This is a genomic window from Bradyrhizobium denitrificans, from assembly GCF_013179005.1.
Taxonomy (GTDB): Bacteria; Pseudomonadota; Alphaproteobacteria; order Rhizobiales; family Xanthobacteraceae; genus Bradyrhizobium; species Bradyrhizobium denitrificans.
This window is the reverse complement of the sequence record NZ_JABFDP010000055.1, coordinates 14,770-32,691: the sequence shown is the minus strand read 5'-3', so window position 1 is coordinate 32,691 and position 17,922 is coordinate 14,770. Positions and strand designations below refer to the sequence as shown.

16 protein-coding genes, 1 tRNA gene and 1 pseudogene are annotated in these 17,922 nt (G+C 65.5%); 5 read left to right on the top strand and 13 right to left on the bottom strand.

The window, feature by feature from the left end; all coding sequences use genetic code 11:
- The 10 genes and pseudogenes from HL671_RS38105 to sdhC form a co-directional block, all read right to left on the bottom strand.
- Positions 1–285: pseudogene (locus HL671_RS38105) on the bottom strand (OmpA family protein); the annotation flags it as partial.
- A 243-nt stretch (positions 286–528) separates the two neighbouring features.
- Positions 529–747 carry a hypothetical protein gene (locus HL671_RS36585; protein WP_012040589.1) on the bottom strand — a complete coding sequence of 73 codons (219 nt, stop codon included), beginning with the start codon at positions 745–747 and terminating at the stop codon, positions 529–531.
- Positions 747–1,232, bottom strand: a complete 486-nt coding sequence (locus HL671_RS36580; protein WP_012040588.1) for a pyridoxamine 5'-phosphate oxidase family protein — start codon at positions 1,230–1,232, stop codon at positions 747–749. The genes HL671_RS36585 and HL671_RS36580 overlap by 1 nt, the downstream gene beginning before the upstream one ends.
- A gap of 85 nt (positions 1,233–1,317) precedes the next feature.
- Positions 1,318–2,145 (bottom strand): FkbM family methyltransferase, encoded by an 828-nt coding sequence (locus HL671_RS36575; RefSeq protein ID WP_012040587.1) that lies wholly within the window; start codon positions 2,143–2,145, stop codon positions 1,318–1,320.
- Between the two features lie 137 nt (positions 2,146–2,282).
- The gene (locus HL671_RS36570; RefSeq protein ID WP_172243780.1) at positions 2,283–4,238 is read right to left on the bottom strand and encodes an ABC transporter ATP-binding protein/permease; all 1,956 of its coding nucleotides are present in this window, start codon (positions 4,236–4,238) and stop codon (positions 2,283–2,285) included.
- A 57-nt stretch (positions 4,239–4,295) separates the two neighbouring features.
- Positions 4,296–6,446 carry a hybrid sensor histidine kinase/response regulator gene (locus HL671_RS36565; RefSeq protein WP_172243777.1) on the bottom strand — a complete coding sequence of 717 codons (2,151 nt, stop codon included), beginning with the start codon at positions 6,444–6,446 and terminating at the stop codon, positions 4,296–4,298.
- A 131-nt stretch (positions 6,447–6,577) separates the two neighbouring features.
- A complete protein-coding gene (locus HL671_RS36560; protein WP_172243774.1) occupies positions 6,578–7,360 on the bottom strand; it encodes a succinate dehydrogenase iron-sulfur subunit in 783 nt (260 codons plus the stop codon).
- A 33-nt stretch (positions 7,361–7,393) separates the two neighbouring features.
- Positions 7,394–9,229, bottom strand: coding sequence for a succinate dehydrogenase flavoprotein subunit (sdhA, locus tag HL671_RS36555; protein ID WP_012040583.1), 1,836 nt, complete (start codon positions 9,227–9,229; stop codon positions 7,394–7,396).
- Between the two features lie 3 nt (positions 9,230–9,232).
- Entirely contained in the window at positions 9,233–9,607 is a 375-nt protein-coding gene (gene sdhD, locus HL671_RS36550) for a succinate dehydrogenase, hydrophobic membrane anchor protein (RefSeq protein WP_012040582.1), read from the bottom strand.
- A gap of 20 nt (positions 9,608–9,627) precedes the next feature.
- Positions 9,628–10,026: a succinate dehydrogenase, cytochrome b556 subunit gene (gene sdhC, locus HL671_RS36545; protein ID WP_041750248.1), complete on the bottom strand. Its 399-nt coding sequence runs from the start codon at positions 10,024–10,026 to the stop codon at positions 9,628–9,630.
- A gap of 575 nt (positions 10,027–10,601) precedes the next feature.
- Here sdhC and HL671_RS36540 point away from each other — a divergent pair.
- Positions 10,602–10,859 (top strand): hypothetical protein, encoded by a 258-nt coding sequence (locus tag HL671_RS36540; protein WP_012040580.1) that lies wholly within the window; start codon positions 10,602–10,604, stop codon positions 10,857–10,859.
- 6 nt (positions 10,860–10,865) lie between these two features.
- Here the strand turns inward: HL671_RS36540 and HL671_RS36535 are convergent, their stop codons facing one another.
- Positions 10,866–12,392 carry a malonate--CoA ligase gene (locus HL671_RS36535; RefSeq protein WP_012040579.1) on the bottom strand — a complete coding sequence of 509 codons (1,527 nt, stop codon included), beginning with the start codon at positions 12,390–12,392 and terminating at the stop codon, positions 10,866–10,868.
- Positions 12,393–12,571: 179 nt separating this feature from the next.
- Between HL671_RS36535 and HL671_RS36530 the strand changes: the two genes are divergently transcribed.
- Positions 12,572–13,330, top strand: a complete 759-nt coding sequence (locus tag HL671_RS36530) for an SDR family oxidoreductase (RefSeq protein WP_012040578.1) — start codon at positions 12,572–12,574, stop codon at positions 13,328–13,330.
- Between the two features lie 211 nt (positions 13,331–13,541).
- On the opposite strand, the gene HL671_RS36525 is transcribed toward HL671_RS36530, so the two are convergent.
- Positions 13,542–13,628 (bottom strand) — tRNA-Leu (locus HL671_RS36525).
- A 236-nt stretch (positions 13,629–13,864) separates the two neighbouring features.
- Between HL671_RS36525 and HL671_RS36520 the strand changes: the two genes are divergently transcribed.
- On the top strand, positions 13,865–14,833 hold the full coding sequence (locus HL671_RS36520) for a complex I NDUFA9 subunit family protein (protein ID WP_172243783.1): 969 nt from the start codon (positions 13,865–13,867) through the stop codon (positions 14,831–14,833).
- Positions 14,834–14,952: 119 nt separating this feature from the next.
- Here HL671_RS36520 and HL671_RS36515 read toward each other — a convergent pair whose 3' ends face one another.
- A complete protein-coding gene (locus HL671_RS36515) occupies positions 14,953–15,759 on the bottom strand; it encodes an undecaprenyl-diphosphate phosphatase (RefSeq protein WP_012040576.1) in 807 nt (268 codons plus the stop codon).
- Between the two features lie 336 nt (positions 15,760–16,095).
- Here HL671_RS36515 and HL671_RS36510 point away from each other — a divergent pair, with 336 nt between their 5' ends.
- Both HL671_RS36510 and queG read left to right on the top strand, forming a co-directional pair.
- Positions 16,096–16,788: a glutathione S-transferase family protein gene (locus HL671_RS36510; protein WP_012040575.1), complete on the top strand. Its 693-nt coding sequence runs from the start codon at positions 16,096–16,098 to the stop codon at positions 16,786–16,788.
- Entirely contained in the window at positions 16,737–17,921 is a 1,185-nt protein-coding gene (gene queG, locus HL671_RS36505) for a tRNA epoxyqueuosine(34) reductase QueG (protein WP_172243771.1), read from the top strand. The genes HL671_RS36510 and queG overlap by 52 nt, the downstream gene beginning before the upstream one ends.
- The last annotated feature ends 1 nt before the right edge of the window (position 17,922 follow it).

Below are 17,922 nucleotides of genomic sequence, written 5' to 3'. Positions count from 1 at the left end.
TGCCGGTGGCGGCGCGGGCGGCGGAGGTGCCGGGCGTGGCGCAGCAGCCGGCGGCGGCGCGGGAGGCGGCGGAGGCGCAGCCTGATGCGGTGGCGGCGCGCCGGGGCCGGGTCGCTGCGGCTGACCTTGCGGCTGCTGTTTCGGTCGGCCGTCCGGACCGACTTCGCCGCCGCCCGAACCTTGGGCGACGACCATCGGCGTCCCCTGCGCGTAGGATCCGGAGCTCGTCAGTTGCATTGCCGACAGCGCGGTCGTCGCAAGCAGCAGGACGCGAAGTTTGCTCATGTGAATTGTTTTCCCGAGACGTTCTTTTTGAAGCACGGCGTGATCAACAGCTATGCGTTAGGCTGGATTGTGGCGGGGTTCAAATTCGCGCGGCGATTTATTTCGACGTGAACCGGCTGCCGGACCGCCGTCATTCATGTTCCATTCAACCTTGATTTTCAAGGGCTTGCCGGGATTTAACGCTGCGGTGCCGGCATACGCCGGTACCCTGCTCTGTCCATCATCATCACGGCTCAACCACGATCAATCCGTGGCCGGATTCGGCGTGGTCGGCCCCTGCGGTCCGCGCGCCGGCACCTCGCTGGGTGTTTCGCCCGGCAGCTCGCGCGGAGGCGCCGGCATATCCGGCTCGTGCATCGGCGGCGGCACTTCGGGATTCGGATTGCCGAGCGGGTCCTCCGGGGGTGGCTCCATCGGACGACCCGGCGTCGCCGGCGGAATCTCGGGCGGCTCGATCGGCATCACATCGAAACCTTGCGGTTGTCGCCGATGTCGGGACGCGTGCCGGTGACGGCTGCGGCCGCCATTTTGACGTAGCTGACAACTGTACCCGGAGAATCCCAGAACTCGGCGTCATCGGGCGTGATCTTCAGCAGCCGAATGTTCGGATCCTCGGCGCTGTCCCACCACGCTTTTGCCGTCGTCGTGAACAGGTCGCGGATCTTGTTGCGGTCGTTCGAAACGGCGGCGGTCCCGGTCAGCGATACGTATGTCTGGCTGCCTGCATCCGCGAATGACAAATTGACCTGGGGATTGCGCGCGATCTCCTCATCCTTGTGATGCCGCGCATCAGTGAGGAAGTAGATCATGTTCTCGTCACGCGCGAGATAGGCGCTCATCGGCCGCGCACGGAGCTTGTTACCGTCGCGCGTGACCAGCATGGCAAAGCCGATCTTCTTCATCAGGTCCCAGGCGCGATCCTGATCGCGCATGTCGTTGTTGCTCATGGTCCGCTCCCTGGAATGTCAGGAGCGATAACGCCGCGGCGCGCCGCGATGTTCCGACCTCCGCAACGGAACCGGTGCGGCGAATTCAGCCGCGCAGCAGCAGCGTGTTGCTGCGTGTCCGCCCGATCTCGCGATAGCCCCGGCCGATCATGTCTGCGAGGCAATCGTTCTGCCATTCGTCGCGGGACAGATGTTCGATGACGACCGCGCGCGGCCACAGCAGGTCAGGGGCATGTCTGAAGAAGCAGGTCAGAACGCGATCCTCGAATCCCTCGACATCGATCTTCAACGCGTCGATCCGGGTCGCGCCAGCCTGTTCGAGGATGGCCTGCAGCCGCAGCGATGGAACCTTGATGGCCTCACTCCCGGCGGCGCCGACCACGATGTGGCTGGCGCCGAGATTGACGCCATCGGTTTCGATCATCACCTCGCCATCGCTATCGCCGGCCGCGACGGCGAACAGCTTCACTTGCGGCAGGGCCGAGGCATCGCGGTTGAAGGCAAGCCGCGCATGGGTCACGGGATGCGGCTCGATCGCGATCACCAGGCCGGTCGGCCCGACATGGCGCGCGAGCGGCAATGCGAAGGTGCCGACATTGGCGCCAACATCGACCGCCACTCCGCCCGGCGGAATGTGACTGCGCAGAAAATCCAGCTCCTCACGATTATACTCGGGATTGAACAGGGCTCCGCGCTCCGTCGCGCTGACCTGATGATGAAAGCGGAAACGCGCCCCTTGATAGTCGACATCGAGCGGTCCCGCGCGGAGCAGATTGACGATGCGGGTCAGCATCGGCCGGAATGCACCACGCTTCAAGCCGGATCCGCGCGCAACCCGGACGACGAGCGCCTGCGCGGCGTTGGGAGCGAAGGCTCCAAAGGGGGCGGGAGAAGGATCGTTGTCTGGCGTCAAAGTCGCGTCCTGAGCTGAGGCGACGTGTGATAGCCGGTTTTGCAGCGGACTCCAATGCGGAGGGCGTGGCGCGATTGTGTCCTCTCTGAGACCGTGCGCGGCACGATCGTCGTTGATCGGCGACCTCACGCGCCCGTTCAGAGCTGCTTGCGCTGGCGCAGAAACCGGCCGATGAGGCGCCGCTTACCTTTGCGCGGGATCAGGTCGATATCGCTCACGAGCTTGGCGCCGCCCTTGCGCCGTTCCAGCACGATCTTCCGGCTGTGAAACGCTTCGAGCTCAGCACGATGCGCGACGCTGACGATGGTCGCCTTCGGCAGCTCGCTCGTCACGACCTGCATCATGCGATCCTGGCTCTTCTCATCGAGCGCGGAGGTGGCCTCGTCGAGCACCACGATATCCGGGCTGTGCAGCAACAGTCGCGCGAAGGCGAGGCGCTGCTTCTCGCCGCCGGACAGGGTTTGATCCCAAGGAGCCTCTTCCTCGATCCGATCCTTGAGATGATCGAGTCCGACCTTGTGCAGCGCGTCGGCGACCTGCTCGACAGGCCAATCCTCAGCTGCGCCGGGATAGGCCACCGCACGGCGCAGACTGCCTGACGGCACGTAGGGCCGCTGCGGCAACATGAACAGGCGGCGATCGGGATGAAAGTTGATGCTGCCACCGCCCCACGGCCACAGGCCGGCAATGGCGCGCACAAGAGTGCTCTTGCCGGTCCCCGACTCGCCGGCCACGAGCAGACGTTCGCCGGGATCGACCACGACCTCGGTCTCGCCGACGACCGCAGTGCCGTCATCGAGCGTCACCGAAAGATCGTTCAAGCTCAGCATTGCGTCGCCCGTCGTCTCGCCATGCTTGATGCGGCCGAGTCCATCGCCGCGCTCCGCGCGTTCGAGCGCATCGAGCGACATCATCAACGAGGCAATGCGGCGGGCGCAGGCATTCCAGTCCGCCAGCCGCGGATAATTGTCGACCAACCAGCCGAAGGCGGTCTGCACGATGGTGAACGCGCTCGCAGCCTGCATGACCTGACCAAGCGTCATGCTGCCATCGAGAAACTTCGGTGCGCACAGCAACAGCGGCACGACCGGCGCGATGAGGCTCGAGCCCTGCGACACAAGTGTCGTGCGCATGTGCTGCCCGGCGAGCCGCGCCCATTGTCCCAGGACGTTGCCGAACGTCCGATCGATGCCAGCACGCTCCTCGGCTTCGCCGCCGAGCAACGCGATGCTTTCGCCGTTTTCGCGCACGCGCGTCAGCGCGTAGCGGAAGTCGGCCTCTGCCTGATTCTTGTCCTCGGACGTCTGCACAAAGCGACGGCCGATCGTCACGATCGAGCCCGAAGCGATGGCGGCGTAGATCACCGCGGCCAGCACGAGGAAGCCCGGGATCGTGAGCTCCGTGCCGCCCAAGCGCAATGTGAGCGCACCGCCAATGGTCCAGAGTACGACGATGAAGGTTGCAGCCGAGAGCAGCGCCGAGGTGACCCCGGCCACGAAATCGACCGGTGAGTCGGTCGCGATGCGCAGATCCTCAGCGATCCTGTATTCCGGGTTCTTGTGATCGCCACTGACGAGATTGAGCTGATAGTAGCGCCCGGAGGCCAGCCAGCGCGTGATGATGCTGTTCGTCAGCCAGGCGCGCCAGCGGCGCTGGATCGCCATCCGGGCATAGACCTGCGAGACGGCCAGAATCACGCTGCCGATCGCCAGCGGGAAGAAGATCGCGGTCAGATGGAAAACGGTCGCCGAGTCGCGCTTCTCGATCGCGTCGAAGATCGACCGATTCCAGACGTTGATGCCATATTGAAACGCGACGGTGCCGACGATCAGGATCAGAAGGCCGATCGTGAACGGCCAGGCCAGGCGGTCGCCGGCTGCTCCCCAATAGCCGCGTGCGCTGATCCAGAACCGCGTCAGCAGATAGCGCTTGCGGACCTGTTCGGCTTCCTCCGGCGACAGTTCAGGGTCGGGCTCCACCACCTCCGGCGGAGGCGGCTCGACCTGCGCGCCGTTTTCGGCGGCGATCTCGATGATCGGCGCCTCATCAGCCGACGACACAGCGGGCCGCGCGATGTCCTGGACCTGTCCCATTCGCGGACAACGGCGGGCCAAGTAGAAGGTTCCGCGACTCAGTTCCCGCTCCGATGATCAGCGCATCTCCGAGCTCGGAGCCACCGGCGGCGCACGGTGGAGCGGGACCGGCACCACCTTGTGCAGCACGCGCGACAATTCTTCGATCGAATACGGCTTGCGCAACAGTTCGAAGCCGTTGGTACCCTGCTGCGCCAGCACATGGCTGTAGCCACTCGCCAGCACTATGGGGATGTTGAGCTCGAGCCGGCGAATCTCCTCGGCAAGTTCGAGACCGGTCATCCCCGGCATCACGACGTCGGTGAAAACGACATCGAACCGGCTCCCGCCGTCGATCAGCTCTTCCAGGGCGTCCCTGGCGTTGTCGACGAGGGTCGTGAGATAGCCGAGCTCGGCGAGCGCCTCGGTCGCGGATCTGCCCACGTCGATATTGTCCTCGACCACAAGCACCGCCATGCCCCGGCCGCCGATCGGCACCGCATGCCCGCCAGCATCGCCCCTTGGCTGCTCGGCCGGCGCGACACGCGGCAGATAAAGCGTGAACGTGGTGCCCTTGCCGAGTTCGCTGGTCACACCGATCTCGCCACCGGACTGCTTGGCGAAACCGAACACCTGCGACAGGCCGAGCCCGGTGCCCTGGCCGATCGTCTTGGTGGTGAAGAACGGTTCGAAGATCCGACTGAACTGCTGCTGAGGAATACCGATGCCGGTGTCCTGGACAGCGAGCGCGACATAGCCGAGCGGCGGACGCTCCTGCGGCGCCGCCGGCGTCGGCAGATCGGGCGCTGCCGTCACACTGATCACCAGTTGGCCCTGACCGGCCATCGCATCCCGCGCATTGACCGCCATGTTGATGAGGGCCGTTTCGAACTGGCCGGCATCGGCGTTGACGTAGCAGGGCTCGTCGGGAACGGAGGTCACGATCTCGATGCGCGAGCCCACCAGCGTCTTGACCATGTCGCGCAGCGTGACGACGCTGCGGCTGATGTCGAACACCTCCGGCTTCAGCGTTTGGCGCCGGGCGAAGGCGAGGAGCTGAGACGTCAATTTGGACGCGCGCGCCACGGTGTCCGAGATCGCATCAATGTAGCGCAGCCGCCGCTCCTCCGGCAGGTTGGCGCGGCGCAGCAGGTCGGCTGACGCCCGAATGACGGTCAGGAGATTGTTGAAATCATGCGCGACGCCGCCGGTGAGCTGGCCCAGCGCTTCCATGCGCTGGCCGTGCCTGAGGGCATCTTCCGCCTCCAGGCGACGGGCCGCTTCGATATAGAAGCGCTCGGTCCGGCGCCGCGCCATCGCCAGGAAGACGACGAGCAGCGCGGTTGCCGGGATGCCGAAGATCAGGTGCCGGCCCATCGTGCCGAGCCAGCGATCGCGGATCGTCGCCGTCTCCAACCCTGCCGAGACGTAGACCGGAAATCCGGCGAGACGCTGATAGCCGACGCGGCGCTCGAGTCCGTCGATCGGCGAGGTTTCGGTGACAAGTTGCTCCGTATCGGCGGCGGCCGCCGGAACATCGTTCGGCGGCGGGCCCGCGCTGCGCTGCGCCGCCGGAAAGCGTGCCAGAACAAGACCGTCGAAGCGGCGCAGCGCGAAGTAGCTGCCCGGCGCGCGCCCGATCCGGGCATAAAAGTGCTCGAAATAATCCGGCAGCACCGAAGCCTGGATCACGCCGGTGAAGCGGCCGTCCGCGCTCTGGCGGCGGCGGCTCACACTGAAGAACGCAGCGCCATGGTCGGGCGGCCGCGGCGTCAGTGCAGCACCGACGAAGCTGCCGGCGTTGGTCGTCACATGGGCGCTGAAGTAGTCTCGGTCGGCGAAGATCATATCCGGCGCCGGATAGATCATGCTGCTCACCAACGGACGACCCTGGACATCGAACACCCAGGCGGACTTCATCTGCGGCAAAGTATCCGAGAGCTGACGCAGCCGGCCATGCAGCGCCTGCTCGCGGGCCTTGATCTCGGCGTCGGAGAGATCACGAACGATTTCGTCGATCTCCGACAGGCTGCGGTCGATGGTCTCGAACACCTTCTCGGCATGCTCGTGGACGACATCCAGCGAGCGGCGGATGTCGCGATCGGCCTCCTCGCAGGTCGAACCGTAGGAGACATAGGCCGCGACCAGGAACAGCGCGACCGGCAGCGCGAGCGACGCCACCATCATCCATCGCAGCATGATCAGCGATTTGCGTTGTGCGGTCTGCACGGTCGCTCCGGCCCCCAAAAGACCACGAGCTTAACGCAATCGGCCAAAGCTACAAACCAGCTGCGCCCGGAACTTATGACGGTTCCGGGCGCAAGCTCCGATGATCGATCGTTTGGTCGGCTGGCGCCCGGCTAGATCTGGCGCTCGACCAGCTTCAGCTTGAGCTCGGCGATCGCCTCGGCCGGGTTGAGGCCCTTCGGGCAGGCCTTGGCGCAATTCATGATGGTGTGGCAGCGGTAGAGCCGGAACGGGTCCTCGAGATTGTCGAGCCGCTCGCCGGTCGCCTCGTCGCGGCTGTCCTTGACCCACCGGTTGGCCTGCAGCAGCGCCGCCGGTCCGAGATAGCGCTGGCTGTTCCACCAATAGCTCGGGCACGAGGTCGAACAGCAGGCGCACAGGATGCACTCGTAGAGACCGTCGAGCTTTTCGCGATCCTCGTGGCTCTGCCGCCATTCCTTCTGCGGCGTCGGCGAGGTCGTCTTCAACCACGGCTCGATCGAAGCGTATTGCGCGTAGAAGTTGGTGAGATCCGGTACGAGGTCCTTGACCACCGGCTGATGCGGCAGCGGGTTGATCTTGACCGCGCCGTCCTTCACGTCGTGCATCGACTTGGTGCAGGCCAGGGTGTTCTGGCCGTCGATGTTCATCGCGCAGGAGCCGCACACGCCCTCGCGGCAGGAGCGGCGGAAGGTCAGCGACGGATCGATATGGTTCTTGATCCAGATCAGACCGTCGAGCACCATCGGGCCGCAATCATTGACGTCGACATAATAGGTATCAACGCTCGGATTCTTGCCGTCATCCGGATTCCAACGATAGACCTTGAACTCGCGGACTTCGGTAGCGCCCGCCGGCTTCGGCCAGGTCTTGCCGCCGGTGATCTGCGAATTCTTGGGAAGTGCGAACTCAGCCATTTCGGGAGGCCTTCTTTGTTATGACGGACGGGCTCAGTACACGCGCGCTTTCGGCGGGATGTACTGCACGTCGTTGGTCATGGTGTAGTTGTGCACCGGGCGGTAATCGATCGTGGTCTGGCCGTTCTGGTCGATCCACGCCAGCGTGTGCTTCATCCAGTTCTTGTCGTCGCGATCCGGGAAGTCCTCGCGGGCATGCGCGCCGCGGCTCTCGGTGCGATTGGCGGCGGAGTCCATCGTGACCACCGCCTGGGCGATCAGATTGTCGAACTCCAAGGTCTCGATCAGGTCGGAATTCCACACCAGCGAACGGTCGGAGACGGCAATGTCGCCGATGCCGCCATGGACCTTGTGGATCAGGTTGTGGCCTTCCTGCAGCACTTCGCCGGTGCGGAACACGGCGCAGTTGGTCTGCATCACATGCTGCATGCTCTCGCGCAGCTTCGCCGTCGGCGTGCCGCCGGAGGCGTAGCGATAACGGTCGAGCCGGCTGAGCGCCATGTCGGCCGAGTCCTTCGGCAGATCCGGCTGCTTGCCGTTCGGCGTCAGCTTCTCCGCGAGCCGCAGCGCGGCAGCGCGTCCGAACACGACGAGGTCGATCAGCGAGTTCGAGCCGAGCCGGTTGGCGCCGTGCACGGAGACGCAGGCCGCCTCGCCCACCGCCATCAGGCCGGGCACGATGGCGTTGTCGTCGCCGTCCTTCTTGGTCAGCACCTCGGCGTGATAGTTGGTCGGGATGCCGCCCATGTTGTAGTGCACCGTCGGCACGATCGGGATCGGCTCGCGGGTCACGTCGACATTGGCGAAGATCTTGGCCGATTCGGAGATGCCCGGCAGACGCTCGGCCAGCACCTTCGGATCGAGATGGTCGAGATGCAGGAAGATGTGGTCCTTCTTCTTGCCGACGCCGCGGCCTTCGCGGATCTCGATGGTCATCGCGCGCGAGACGACGTCGCGCGAGGCGAGGTCCTTGGCGGACGGCGCATAGCGCTCCATGAAGCGCTCGCCCTCGGCGTTGACGAGATAGCCGCCTTCGCCGCGTGCACCCTCGGTGACCAGACAACCCGAGCCATAGATGCCAGTGGGGTGGAACTGCACGAATTCCATGTCCTGCAGCGGCAGGCCGGCGCGCAGCGCCATGCCGCCGCCGTCTCCGGTGCAGGTATGCGCCGAGGTGCAGGACGCGTAGGCGCGGCCGTAACCGCCGGTGGCCAGGATCGTGGTCTGGGCGCGGAAGCGGTGCAGCGTGCCGTCGTCGAGCTTCAGCGCGATGACGCCGCGGCAGACGCCCTGGTCGTCCATGATCAGGTCGATGGCGAAGAACTCGATGAAGAACTCCGCGGCGTGGCGCAGCGACTGGCCATACATCGTGTGCAGCATGGCGTGGCCGGTACGGTCGGCGGCGGCGCAGGTGCGCTGCGCCTGGCTCTTGCCGAAGTCGATGGTCATGCCGCCGAACGGACGCTGATAGATCTTGCCGTCTTCGGTGCGCGAGAACGGCACGCCCCAATGTTCGAGCTCGTAGACCGCGTCGGGCGCATTGCGCACCATGTATTCGATCGCGTCCTGGTCGCCGAGCCAGTCCGACCCCTTGACGGTGTCGTACATGTGCCAGCGCCAGTCGTCCTGGTGCATGTTGCCGAGCGAGGCCGAGATGCCGCCCTGCGCCGCCACGGTGTGCGAGCGGGTCGGGAACACCTTGGTGATGCAGGCCGTGCGCAGGCCCGCTTCGCTGCAGCCGACCACCGCGCGCAGTCCGGCACCGCCTGCGCCGACCACGACGACGTCGTAGGTGTGGTCCTCGATCGGATAGGCTTTTCCGTTCGTCGCGGGCGCGCCGTTCGCGCTGCCATTTGCTCCGCCGGCCATGGGCTAGACTCCAGTGGACAGTTTGATGAGGGCGTAGATCGAGGCGAGCGCCACGGTCACCGCAAAGAAGTTGTTAGCCATGATCGCAACGAGCTTAAGCGGCTCGCTGTGGACATAGTCCTCGATCACGACCTGCATGCCGATCTTCATGTGCCAGCAGCTCGCGATGACGAACAGCAGCATGATCAGCGCGATCGGCAGCGAGCCGAGGATCTGCGCAGCGCCGGCCTGGTTGCGGCCGAGCAGCATGATCACCACCACGACCACGGGCACGATCAGCAAGGTCATCGCAACCGCGGTGATGCGCTGGCGCCAGAAGTCGCTGGTGCCGGAATGGGCGGCGCCGAGGTTGCGGACGCGGCCCAGCGGGGTCCGCATCGATTTCGCGCGTGCGTCGCTCATCGGCCACCTCCCACGGCGTAAGCCACGATCCACACCAGAACGGTCAAGGTGATGCCGCCGATCAGTGCGCCCCAGGTCAAAGTCTCACGCTCGTTCGGCTTGAAGCCGTAACCGAGGTCCCAGACGAAGTGACGGATGCCGGACAACAGATGGTGCAGCAGCGCCCAGGTGTAGCCGAACATGATCAGGCGGCCGAGGAAGCTGCCCATGAAGCCCTGGACGTAGGAATAGGCGCTTGGACCGGACGCGGCGGCGATCAACCACCAGGCCAGCAGCAGCGTCCCGAAATAAAGTGCAACCCCGGTGGCGCGGTGGACGATCGACAGGATCATCGTCAGCGTCCAACGGTAGGTTTGCAGATGCGGCGAAAGCGGTCGTTCGATCCTGGCTGTCATTGGTGCTTTGATGATTTCTTGTGGGCCGTGAACGGAAGGGGCTTGCGGCCGTGCGGATCGGCAAGGCGGGCTTTATTTACGGAGAAGGAACAGGCCTTGCAACGAACAAATGGCCCAAAACCGAACAGCGATTCAGTACTAGGTCAGCAGTGAAAAAAGGATCAATGGCCACCGTGGTATGCCAGGACCCAGCACATCGATCATATAGCGAATTTCCATTCACTTCTAACTCCTCGCGCCGGCTGCCACGAACGCGGTAGAACGCGTAAATAACGCAGATCGTAGAGCATTGATTCACCGCTTAACTACGGACCTGACGACGTCGGTTTCGCGATCCGCAGGGCTCCGCGGGGCGACAAATCTGCAAGGCTGACCGGAAGGATTCGCGGGACGAAGGAACGGGTCGCGCAGGTCGCCGGCTCGGCTCTGGAACAAGTCGGCACCGGCGTGCCGCGTTCCTGCCGACCGATGCCCGTATCTTGCCGCTGGTCGATTTTGCCGCATGTCGGGCTCAGACGCCTTCACCTAGTCTGCGGTGAGACGCGAGCAAAAAAGCCGTGCTGCAGGGAGGTCCGATGCCCGTGCCAACGGTCCGGCCGACAACCACCGAACGCCCGGCAGCGCTGCCCGCGCGGCAAGCGTCCTCGCACGAGCCGGCCGAGGAGCCTTTGACCTGCATCCTCGGCTTCACCGCGGCCGGCCTGTTTGCCGCGTGTCTTGCTCTGGCCATCCAGCACGAGGTCGCTTCGTTCGCCGTGCTGGAACTGATCTTGATCTGCGCCGCGCCGCCGCTGGCGGCACTCGTGGGTCTTAGGATCGGGCGACGGCGCTAGCCGCTCTCATTTCGTATAGATGTCCTTGTACTGATCACGCAGCACGTTCTTCTGCACCTTGCCCATGGTGTTGCGCGGCAGCTCGTCGACCACGAACACGCGCTTCGGCATCTTGAACTTGGCCAGCCGGCCGTCGAGCCCCTTGAGCACGCTGGCTTCATTGACGTCAGCACCGGGGTGACGCACGACGACCGCCGTGACGCCCTCGCCGAAATCGGCATGCGGCACGCCGATGACGGCGGACTCGACCACGCCCGGCATGGCGTCGATCTCGCTCTCGATCTCCTTCGGATAGACGTTGAAGCCGCCGGAGATGACCAGATCCTTGCCGCGCCCGACGATGTGGACGTAGCCCTGCGTGTCGATCTTGCCGAGGTCGCCGGTGATGAAGAAGCCGTCAGGACGGAACTCCGACTTGGTCTTCTCCGGCATCCGCCAATAGCCCTTGAACACGTTCGGGCCCTTCACCTCGATCATGCCGATCTCGTCGCGCGCGAGCTCCTTGCCGGTCTCGGGATCGGTCACGCGCACGGACACGCCAGGCAGCGGGAAGCCGACCGCGCCGGGCACGCGCTCGCCATCATACGGGTTCGACGTGTTCATGTTGGTCTCGGTCATGCCGTAGCGCTCGAGCACGGCGTGGCCGGTGCGCGCGAACCATTCGCGATGGGTGTCGGCGAGCAAAGGCGCAGAGCCGGAGATGAAGAGACGCATGTGGCTGGTCGTCTCTTTGTTCAGCCGCGGGTTCTGCAGCAGCCGGGTGTAGAAGGTCGGCACGCCCATCAGCACGGTGGCGCGTGCCATCAAATTGATGATCAGGTCGGGATCGAGCTTGGGCAGGAAGATCATCGACGCGCGCGCGAACAGCGTCACGTTGCTGGCCACGAATAGGCCATGCGTATGATAGATCGGCAGCGCGTGGATCAGCACGTCGTCCTTGGTGAAGCGCCAGTAGTCGATCAGGGTCAGCGAGTTCGAGGCGAGATTGTCGTGGGACAGCATCGCGCCTTTGGAGCGGCCGGTGGTGCCTGACGTATAGAGGATCGCGGCGAGATCGTCGGCGCCGCGCGGCACGGTGGTGAACGCGGTGGCGGCCTTGTCGGCGGCCTCGGTCAGCGAGCCCTTGCCTGACGCATCGAGCGTGTCCACCGTGGCGCCGACCTTGGCAGCCAGCGTGCGGATGCCCTCGGCCTTGGCGGGATCGCACACGACGACGGTCGGCTCGGCGTCGCCGATGAAATAGTCGAGCTCGTTGAGCGTGTAGGCCGTGTTGAGCGGCAGATAGACGCCGCCGGCGCGGACCGTGGCGAGATAGAGCACGAGGCCCGACACTGATTTCTCGGTCTGCGCCGCGACGCGGTCGCCCGGCTTCACGCCCCTGCTGACCAGCACATTCGCCATCTGGCCCGCGCGCGCAATCAGGTCGCCATAGGTGATGCGCTGACCGTCATGGGTCTCGATCGCGAGGCGGCTGGGATCGTCGAGACCGTCGAACAAGCGGGCGAACAGATTGGCGTTGGCGGTCTGGTTCATGCAACATTCCCCTGGAGCGGTGACCGGCCGGCAGTGCCAGCCGGCGGAACATCGTGCTCGACGAAGACGAAAAGGGCCGGGACGGCGGATGGCACCGGCGATGTCGCCAGGGTTGCCGTCTCTGATCGAGGCTGCCTTAGCAAAAACGCCCTTTCGAAGGCAACGGGAGACGCTGGCAAATGACCAAGAGGAAACGGATCGCGTGGATCACCGGCGGCGGCACGGGCATCGGTGAGGCCGGCGCGCTGGCGCTCGCCGCCGACGGCTGGACAGTAATCGTGTCGGGCCGGCGCAAGGCTGCGCTCGAAACGGTGGCGGCGAAGATCGCGGCCGCTGGCGGCACGGCCGAGGCCGTTCCGCTCGACGTCGCCAAGGCGGCGGAGGTGCAGGCCGCGGCCGACGCCATCCTGGCGCGGCACGGCCGCATCGATCTGCTGGTGAACTCAGCCGGCGTGAACGTACCCAAGCGACGCTGGGACGACATGACGCTCGACGGCTGGAACCAGCTGGTCGAGATCAATCTCAATGGCGTGCTGTATTGCATGAAGGCGGTGCTGCCGGCGATGCGCGCGCAAGCGGACGGCACCATCATCAACGTATCGTCCTGGGCGGGACGCCATGTCTCCAAGATGCCGGGGCCGGCCTATACCTCGACCAAGCATGCGGTGCTGGCGCTGACCCACTCGTTCAACATGGAGGAATGCATGCACGGCTTGCGCGCCTGCTGCCTGATGCCGGGCGAGGTCGCGACGCCGATTCTGGAGCAGCGGCCGGTCGTGCCGAGCGCGGAAGAGCAGGCGCGGATGCTGCAGCCGGAAGACCTCGGCCGCACGATCGCGTTCGTGGCAAACATGCCGCCGCGCGTCTGCGTCAACGAGATCCTGATCAGCCCGACGTGGAATCGCGGCTTCATCCAGACGCCGGCGAACAGGGATTGAGGGTGACATGGATTGAGCTTCCGTCATCCATAGATGCGCGGTTGCGAGAACCGTGCGGAGGCCGGAGATCAATATCGGCATGTGGTGAGACGGCGACGAAGGTCGAGCCGGCCGCGTCGGGGCTCGACCAGCGCCCGCGTCAATCCAATCACGACGCGCCTCAGCGCGGTCGCCTATCGGGCATCTCTTGTGCGGGGGAGGTCACCAAAAATGGTGCCCAGGAAAGGACTCGAACCTTCACGGCCGTTAAGCCACTGGCACCTGAAGCCAGCGCGTCTACCAATTCCGCCACCTGGGCATGTGGGGGCGGTGTGTACGGATCGGACGCGCGCTTGTCAAACCGCTGAAGGCCCAAGATGACAATTTTTCTCACCCGATACGCAAAAACACGGCTCCCTTTTCCGCGATGCGGACGATGGGCTATATAGCGGCGCAAGATGGCGGGCCGCGGGGTGCGAATCGCCGCAAAGAGCCCTCCTCCGGGCGGACGGACCGTCCGGATGCAATCCCAGGAATGATCCCATGGCAACGAATCTGGCATCGAATCTGGACACCCTCGTCACCGTGTTCGGCGGCTCCGGCTTCGTCGGCCGCAACGTGGTCCGGGCGCTGGCCAAGCGCGACTACCGCATCCGCGTCGCCGTGCGCCGGCCGGAGCTCGCTGGCCATTTGCAGCCGCTCGGCCGGGTCGGCCAGATCCACACCGTGCAGGCCAATCTGCGCTATCCCGAATCGGTCGCGGCGGCGCTGCGCGACAGCCACGTCGCCATCAACCTCGTCGGCATCCTGACCGAGAGCGGTGCCCAGACCTTCGAGGCCGTCCAGGCCGAGGGCGCCGCGAATGTCGCCAAGGCTGCGGCGGCCGCCGGCGCCCGGCTGGTGCACGTCTCGGCGATCGGCGCGGACGCGGAATCGACATCGAGCTACGCCCGCGCCAAGGCGGCCGGCGAGGCTGCTGCGCTGGCCGCGGTGCCCGAGGCCGTGATCATGCGGCCATCGGTCGTGTTCGGTCCTGAGGACCAGTTCACCAATCGCTTTGCGGGGCTGGCGCGCATCTCGCCGTTCCTGCCGCTGATCGGCGGCGGCGAGACCAAGATGCAGCCGGTCTATGTCGGCGATGTCGCGACCGCGGTCGCGGACGCGGTCGACGGCAAGGCGCAGGCAGGCGCGACCTACGAACTCGGCGGGCCGGAGGTGCTGAGCTTCCGCGAGATTCTCAAGATCATCCTCGACATCACCGACCGCGACCGCGCGCTGCTGCCGCTGCCATTCGGGCTCGCCCGGCTGCAGGCGGCACTGCTGCAATTCGCGCCCGGACCGCTGAAGCTGACGCCGGACCAGGTCGAGCTGCTGCGCTCCGACAATGTCGTGTCGGAGACGGCGAAGGCCGCCGGGCTGACCTTGCAGGGCCTCGGCATCACGCCGGATTCGCTCGAGGCGATCGGCCCGCAATATCTCTGGCGCTTCCGTCCGGCGGGTCAATTCCAGCGCAAGAACGCGTGAGAGAGCCTCTGCCCTCTCCGCGTCATTGCGAGCGACGCGAAGCAATCCAGAGTCGTGAACGGGACCCTGGATTGCTTCGTCGCTTCGCTCCTCGCAATGACGAGCGGTGAAAGCCGGACCTACTTGCCGAGCGCCAGCGCGATCAGGCCCAAAGTACCGACGATGACGCGCCACCAGGCAAACAGCACGAAGCCGTGGCGGGTGACGTAGCCGAGGAAGGCCTTCACCACGATCATCGCGGTGATGAAGGACACGACGAAGCCGATCGCGACCAGGCCGAGATGGTCGGACGTCATCTCGGCGCGGCTCTTGTAGAAGTCGTAGACGAAGGCACCGACCATGGTCGGGATCGCCAGGAAGAAGGAGAATTCCGCGGCCGAGCGCTTGTCGCCGCCGAGCAGCATCGCGGCCACGATGGTCGCGCCAGAGCGCGACACGCCGGGGATCATCGCCAGGCACTGCGCCACGCCGATCCAGAGATACATCAGCAGCGGATAGCGCGTGGCGTCGTGCTCCCTTGGCTTCAGATCGATCTGGTCGACCCACAGCAGGATGGCGCCGCCGACGATCAGCGAGAAGCAGACGACCCAGGGATCGAACAGGAGCGCCTTGATGTATTTGCCGGCGATGAGGCCGATGATCACGGCGGGCAGGAAGGCGATCAGCACGCCGATGATGAAGCGACGGTCGTCAGCGTTCGACAGCGCGCCGATGGCGACGCGCGACAGCTTGAAGAAGTACAGCGCAACGATCGCGAGGATGGCGCCGAGCTGGATCAGGATCGCGAAGCTCTTCCAGAAGCCGTCCTCGCCGAGGCCGAAGAAGCGTTCCGCCAACAACAGATGGCCTGTCGACGATACGGGAAGAAATTCGGTGACGCCCTCGATAATCCCGAGAAGCACCGCCCGCAGCGTATCTGACATCATTGATCCGATCCATGATTGCCGGCAAAACGCCGCCCTTCTCGCCTATTCGGCCGCGGCCCGCAATTGCAAAAAGCGGGCATCGCCGGCCCGGAGCAATGAACCGGCGCGCGGTCGGGCATACGAATCAGCACGAACCGCATCGCCGGTCCGCGGTCAGCGGCATGAGTTTTCGCGCATGCCGGCCCGCCGCCCTACTCCTTACACTTTCGCCGACCATGCGCTAATGGTCCGATTCGCAACGGCAAATCTGCGCCGGTCCTGCGGCCGATCTTCGAGGTGCGGTCGTTGGTTGATCGTTCGTTAAGCGCTGTGGCGGCACCATCGTCGAAAGGCTCCATGTACACGCTCTTCCACCACCCCTTCTGCCCGCATTCGCGCTTCGTCCGGCTGGTGCTCGGCGAATACGGGCTCGATCTGCGCCTGGTGGAAGAACGCGCCTGGGAACGCCGCGAGGCGTTCCTGGTGCTCAATCCAGCGGGAACGACGCCGGTGCTGTCGGTCGAGGGCCAGCCGGCGGTGCCGGGCGTCGGTGTGATCGCCGAGTTCCTCGACGAGACCTGCGGGCCCGACATGGGCGACCGAAGGTTGATGCCGACCTCGCCTGCGGAGCGCATCGAGGTGCGCCGGCTGATGGACTGGTTCAACACCAAATTCTTCGAGGAGGCCTCGAACCTTCTGGTGACCGAACGCATCTATAAGCGCTTCATGAGCGAGGAGGATGGCGGCGGGCCGCCGTCGACCGACGTGATTCGCGCCGCCAAGACCAATGTGCGCTATCATCTCGCTTATATCGGCTGGCTGGCGCAGCGGCGCAATTTCCTGGCGGGCGACCGCCTGACCTATGCCGACCTCGCCGCCGCCGCGCATTTGTCGGCGATCGACTATCTGGGCGACGTGCCATGGATCGAGGACGACGCAGCAAAGGCGTGGTACGCGCGGGTCAAGTCGCGGCCGTCGTTCCGGCCGCTGCTGAGCGATTGGCTGGCGGGCGTGCCGGCGTCGCGGACCTATGTGGATCTCGACTTCTGAGCCGTGACGCGCCCCAACCGGAGATGCTGAGGGCGGCGCTGGCCGGCGAGGCACAACGGCTGGGGTTCGATGCGATCGGCATTACCGCGCCGGTCGTGAACGCCGAGCGCGCCGCCGCGTTCGAGCGCTTCATCGCATCGGGCCAGCACGGCGACATGGACTGGCTCGCCCGCGAGCCGTCCCGCCGCACCGATCCGCGGACGCTGTGGAGCGAGGTCCGCAGCGTCGTGATGCTCGGCGTCAATTACGGCCCGGACGACGACCCGTGCACGATCCTGGCCGAGCGCAGCCGCGCCGCGATCTCGGTCTATGCGCGCGGCGACGACTATCACGACGTCATCAAGAAGAACCTGAAGGCCTTGGCGCGCTGGCTGGTCGCGCAGGCCGGCTGCGACGTGAAAGTGTTCGTCGACACGGCGGCGGTCATGGAGAAGCCGCTGGCCGAATCCGCGGGCCTCGGCTGGCAGGGCAAGCACACCAATCTGGTGTCGCGCGGCTTCGGCTCCTGGCTGTTCCTCGGCGCCATCTACACCACGCTGACACTGCCGGCGGATGCACCGGAGCATGACCATTGCGGCTCGTGCCGCGCCTGCCTCGACAGCTGTCCGACGGCGGCCTTCCCGGCGCCCTACAGCCTCGATGCGCGGCGCTGCATCTCGTATCTGACGATCGAGAACAAGGGGCCGATCCCGCGCGAGTTCCGCAACGCCATGGGCAACCGCATCTATGGCTGCGACGATTGCCTCGCCGCCTGCCCGTGGAACAAGTTCGCCCAGGCCGGGCGCGAGGCGAAGCTGGCCGCCCGCGACGCGCTGCGCGCGCCCTCCCTTGCGGAGCTGGCGGCGCTCGACGACGCCGCGTTCCGTGCGCTGTTCACGAAATCCCCGATCAAGCGCATCGGCCGCGACCGCTTTTTGCGCAACGTGCTGATCGCGATCGGCAATTCCGGTGATGCGGCGCTGACGCCGGCCGTCGAGCGACTGACGGCAGACCCGACCCCCCTGGTGCGCGGCGCTGCGGCCTGGGCGCTGGCACAATTGCTCGACGCGGACGCGTTCGCGCGGCGTGCGGCCACCGCGCTGGCCTGCGAGAGCGACGACAGCGTCCGCGCGGAGTGGCGAACGCCGTGCTGAG

Coding starts and splice junctions, on each gene's coding strand:
- sdhD (WP_012040582.1), bottom strand. CDS start 9,607: ATGCGGACCCCGCTGGGCCGCGTCCGCAACCTCGGCGCCGCCCATTCC.
- HL671_RS36540 (WP_012040580.1), top strand. CDS start 10,602: ATGCCCGTGCCAACGGTCCGGCCGACAACCACCGAACGCCCGGCAGCG.
- HL671_RS36585 (WP_012040589.1), bottom strand. CDS start 747: ATGCCGATCGAGCCGCCCGAGATTCCGCCGGCGACGCCGGGTCGTCCG.
- sdhC (WP_041750248.1), bottom strand. CDS start 10,026: ATGACAGCCAGGATCGAACGACCGCTTTCGCCGCATCTGCAAACCTAC.
- HL671_RS36570 (WP_172243780.1), bottom strand. CDS start 4,238: ATGGGACAGGTCCAGGACATCGCGCGGCCCGCTGTGTCGTCGGCTGAT.
- HL671_RS36580 (WP_012040588.1), bottom strand. CDS start 1,232: ATGAGCAACAACGACATGCGCGATCAGGATCGCGCCTGGGACCTGATG.
- HL671_RS36560 (WP_172243774.1), bottom strand. CDS start 7,360: ATGGCTGAGTTCGCACTTCCCAAGAATTCGCAGATCACCGGCGGCAAG.
- HL671_RS36510 (WP_012040575.1), top strand. CDS start 16,096: ATGTACACGCTCTTCCACCACCCCTTCTGCCCGCATTCGCGCTTCGTC.
- HL671_RS36530 (WP_012040578.1), top strand. CDS start 12,572: ATGACCAAGAGGAAACGGATCGCGTGGATCACCGGCGGCGGCACGGGC.
- sdhA (WP_012040583.1), bottom strand. CDS start 9,229: ATGGCCGGCGGAGCAAATGGCAGCGCGAACGGCGCGCCCGCGACGAAC.
- HL671_RS36535 (WP_012040579.1), bottom strand. CDS start 12,392: ATGAACCAGACCGCCAACGCCAATCTGTTCGCCCGCTTGTTCGACGGT.
- HL671_RS36515 (WP_012040576.1), bottom strand. CDS start 15,759: ATGATGTCAGATACGCTGCGGGCGGTGCTTCTCGGGATTATCGAGGGC.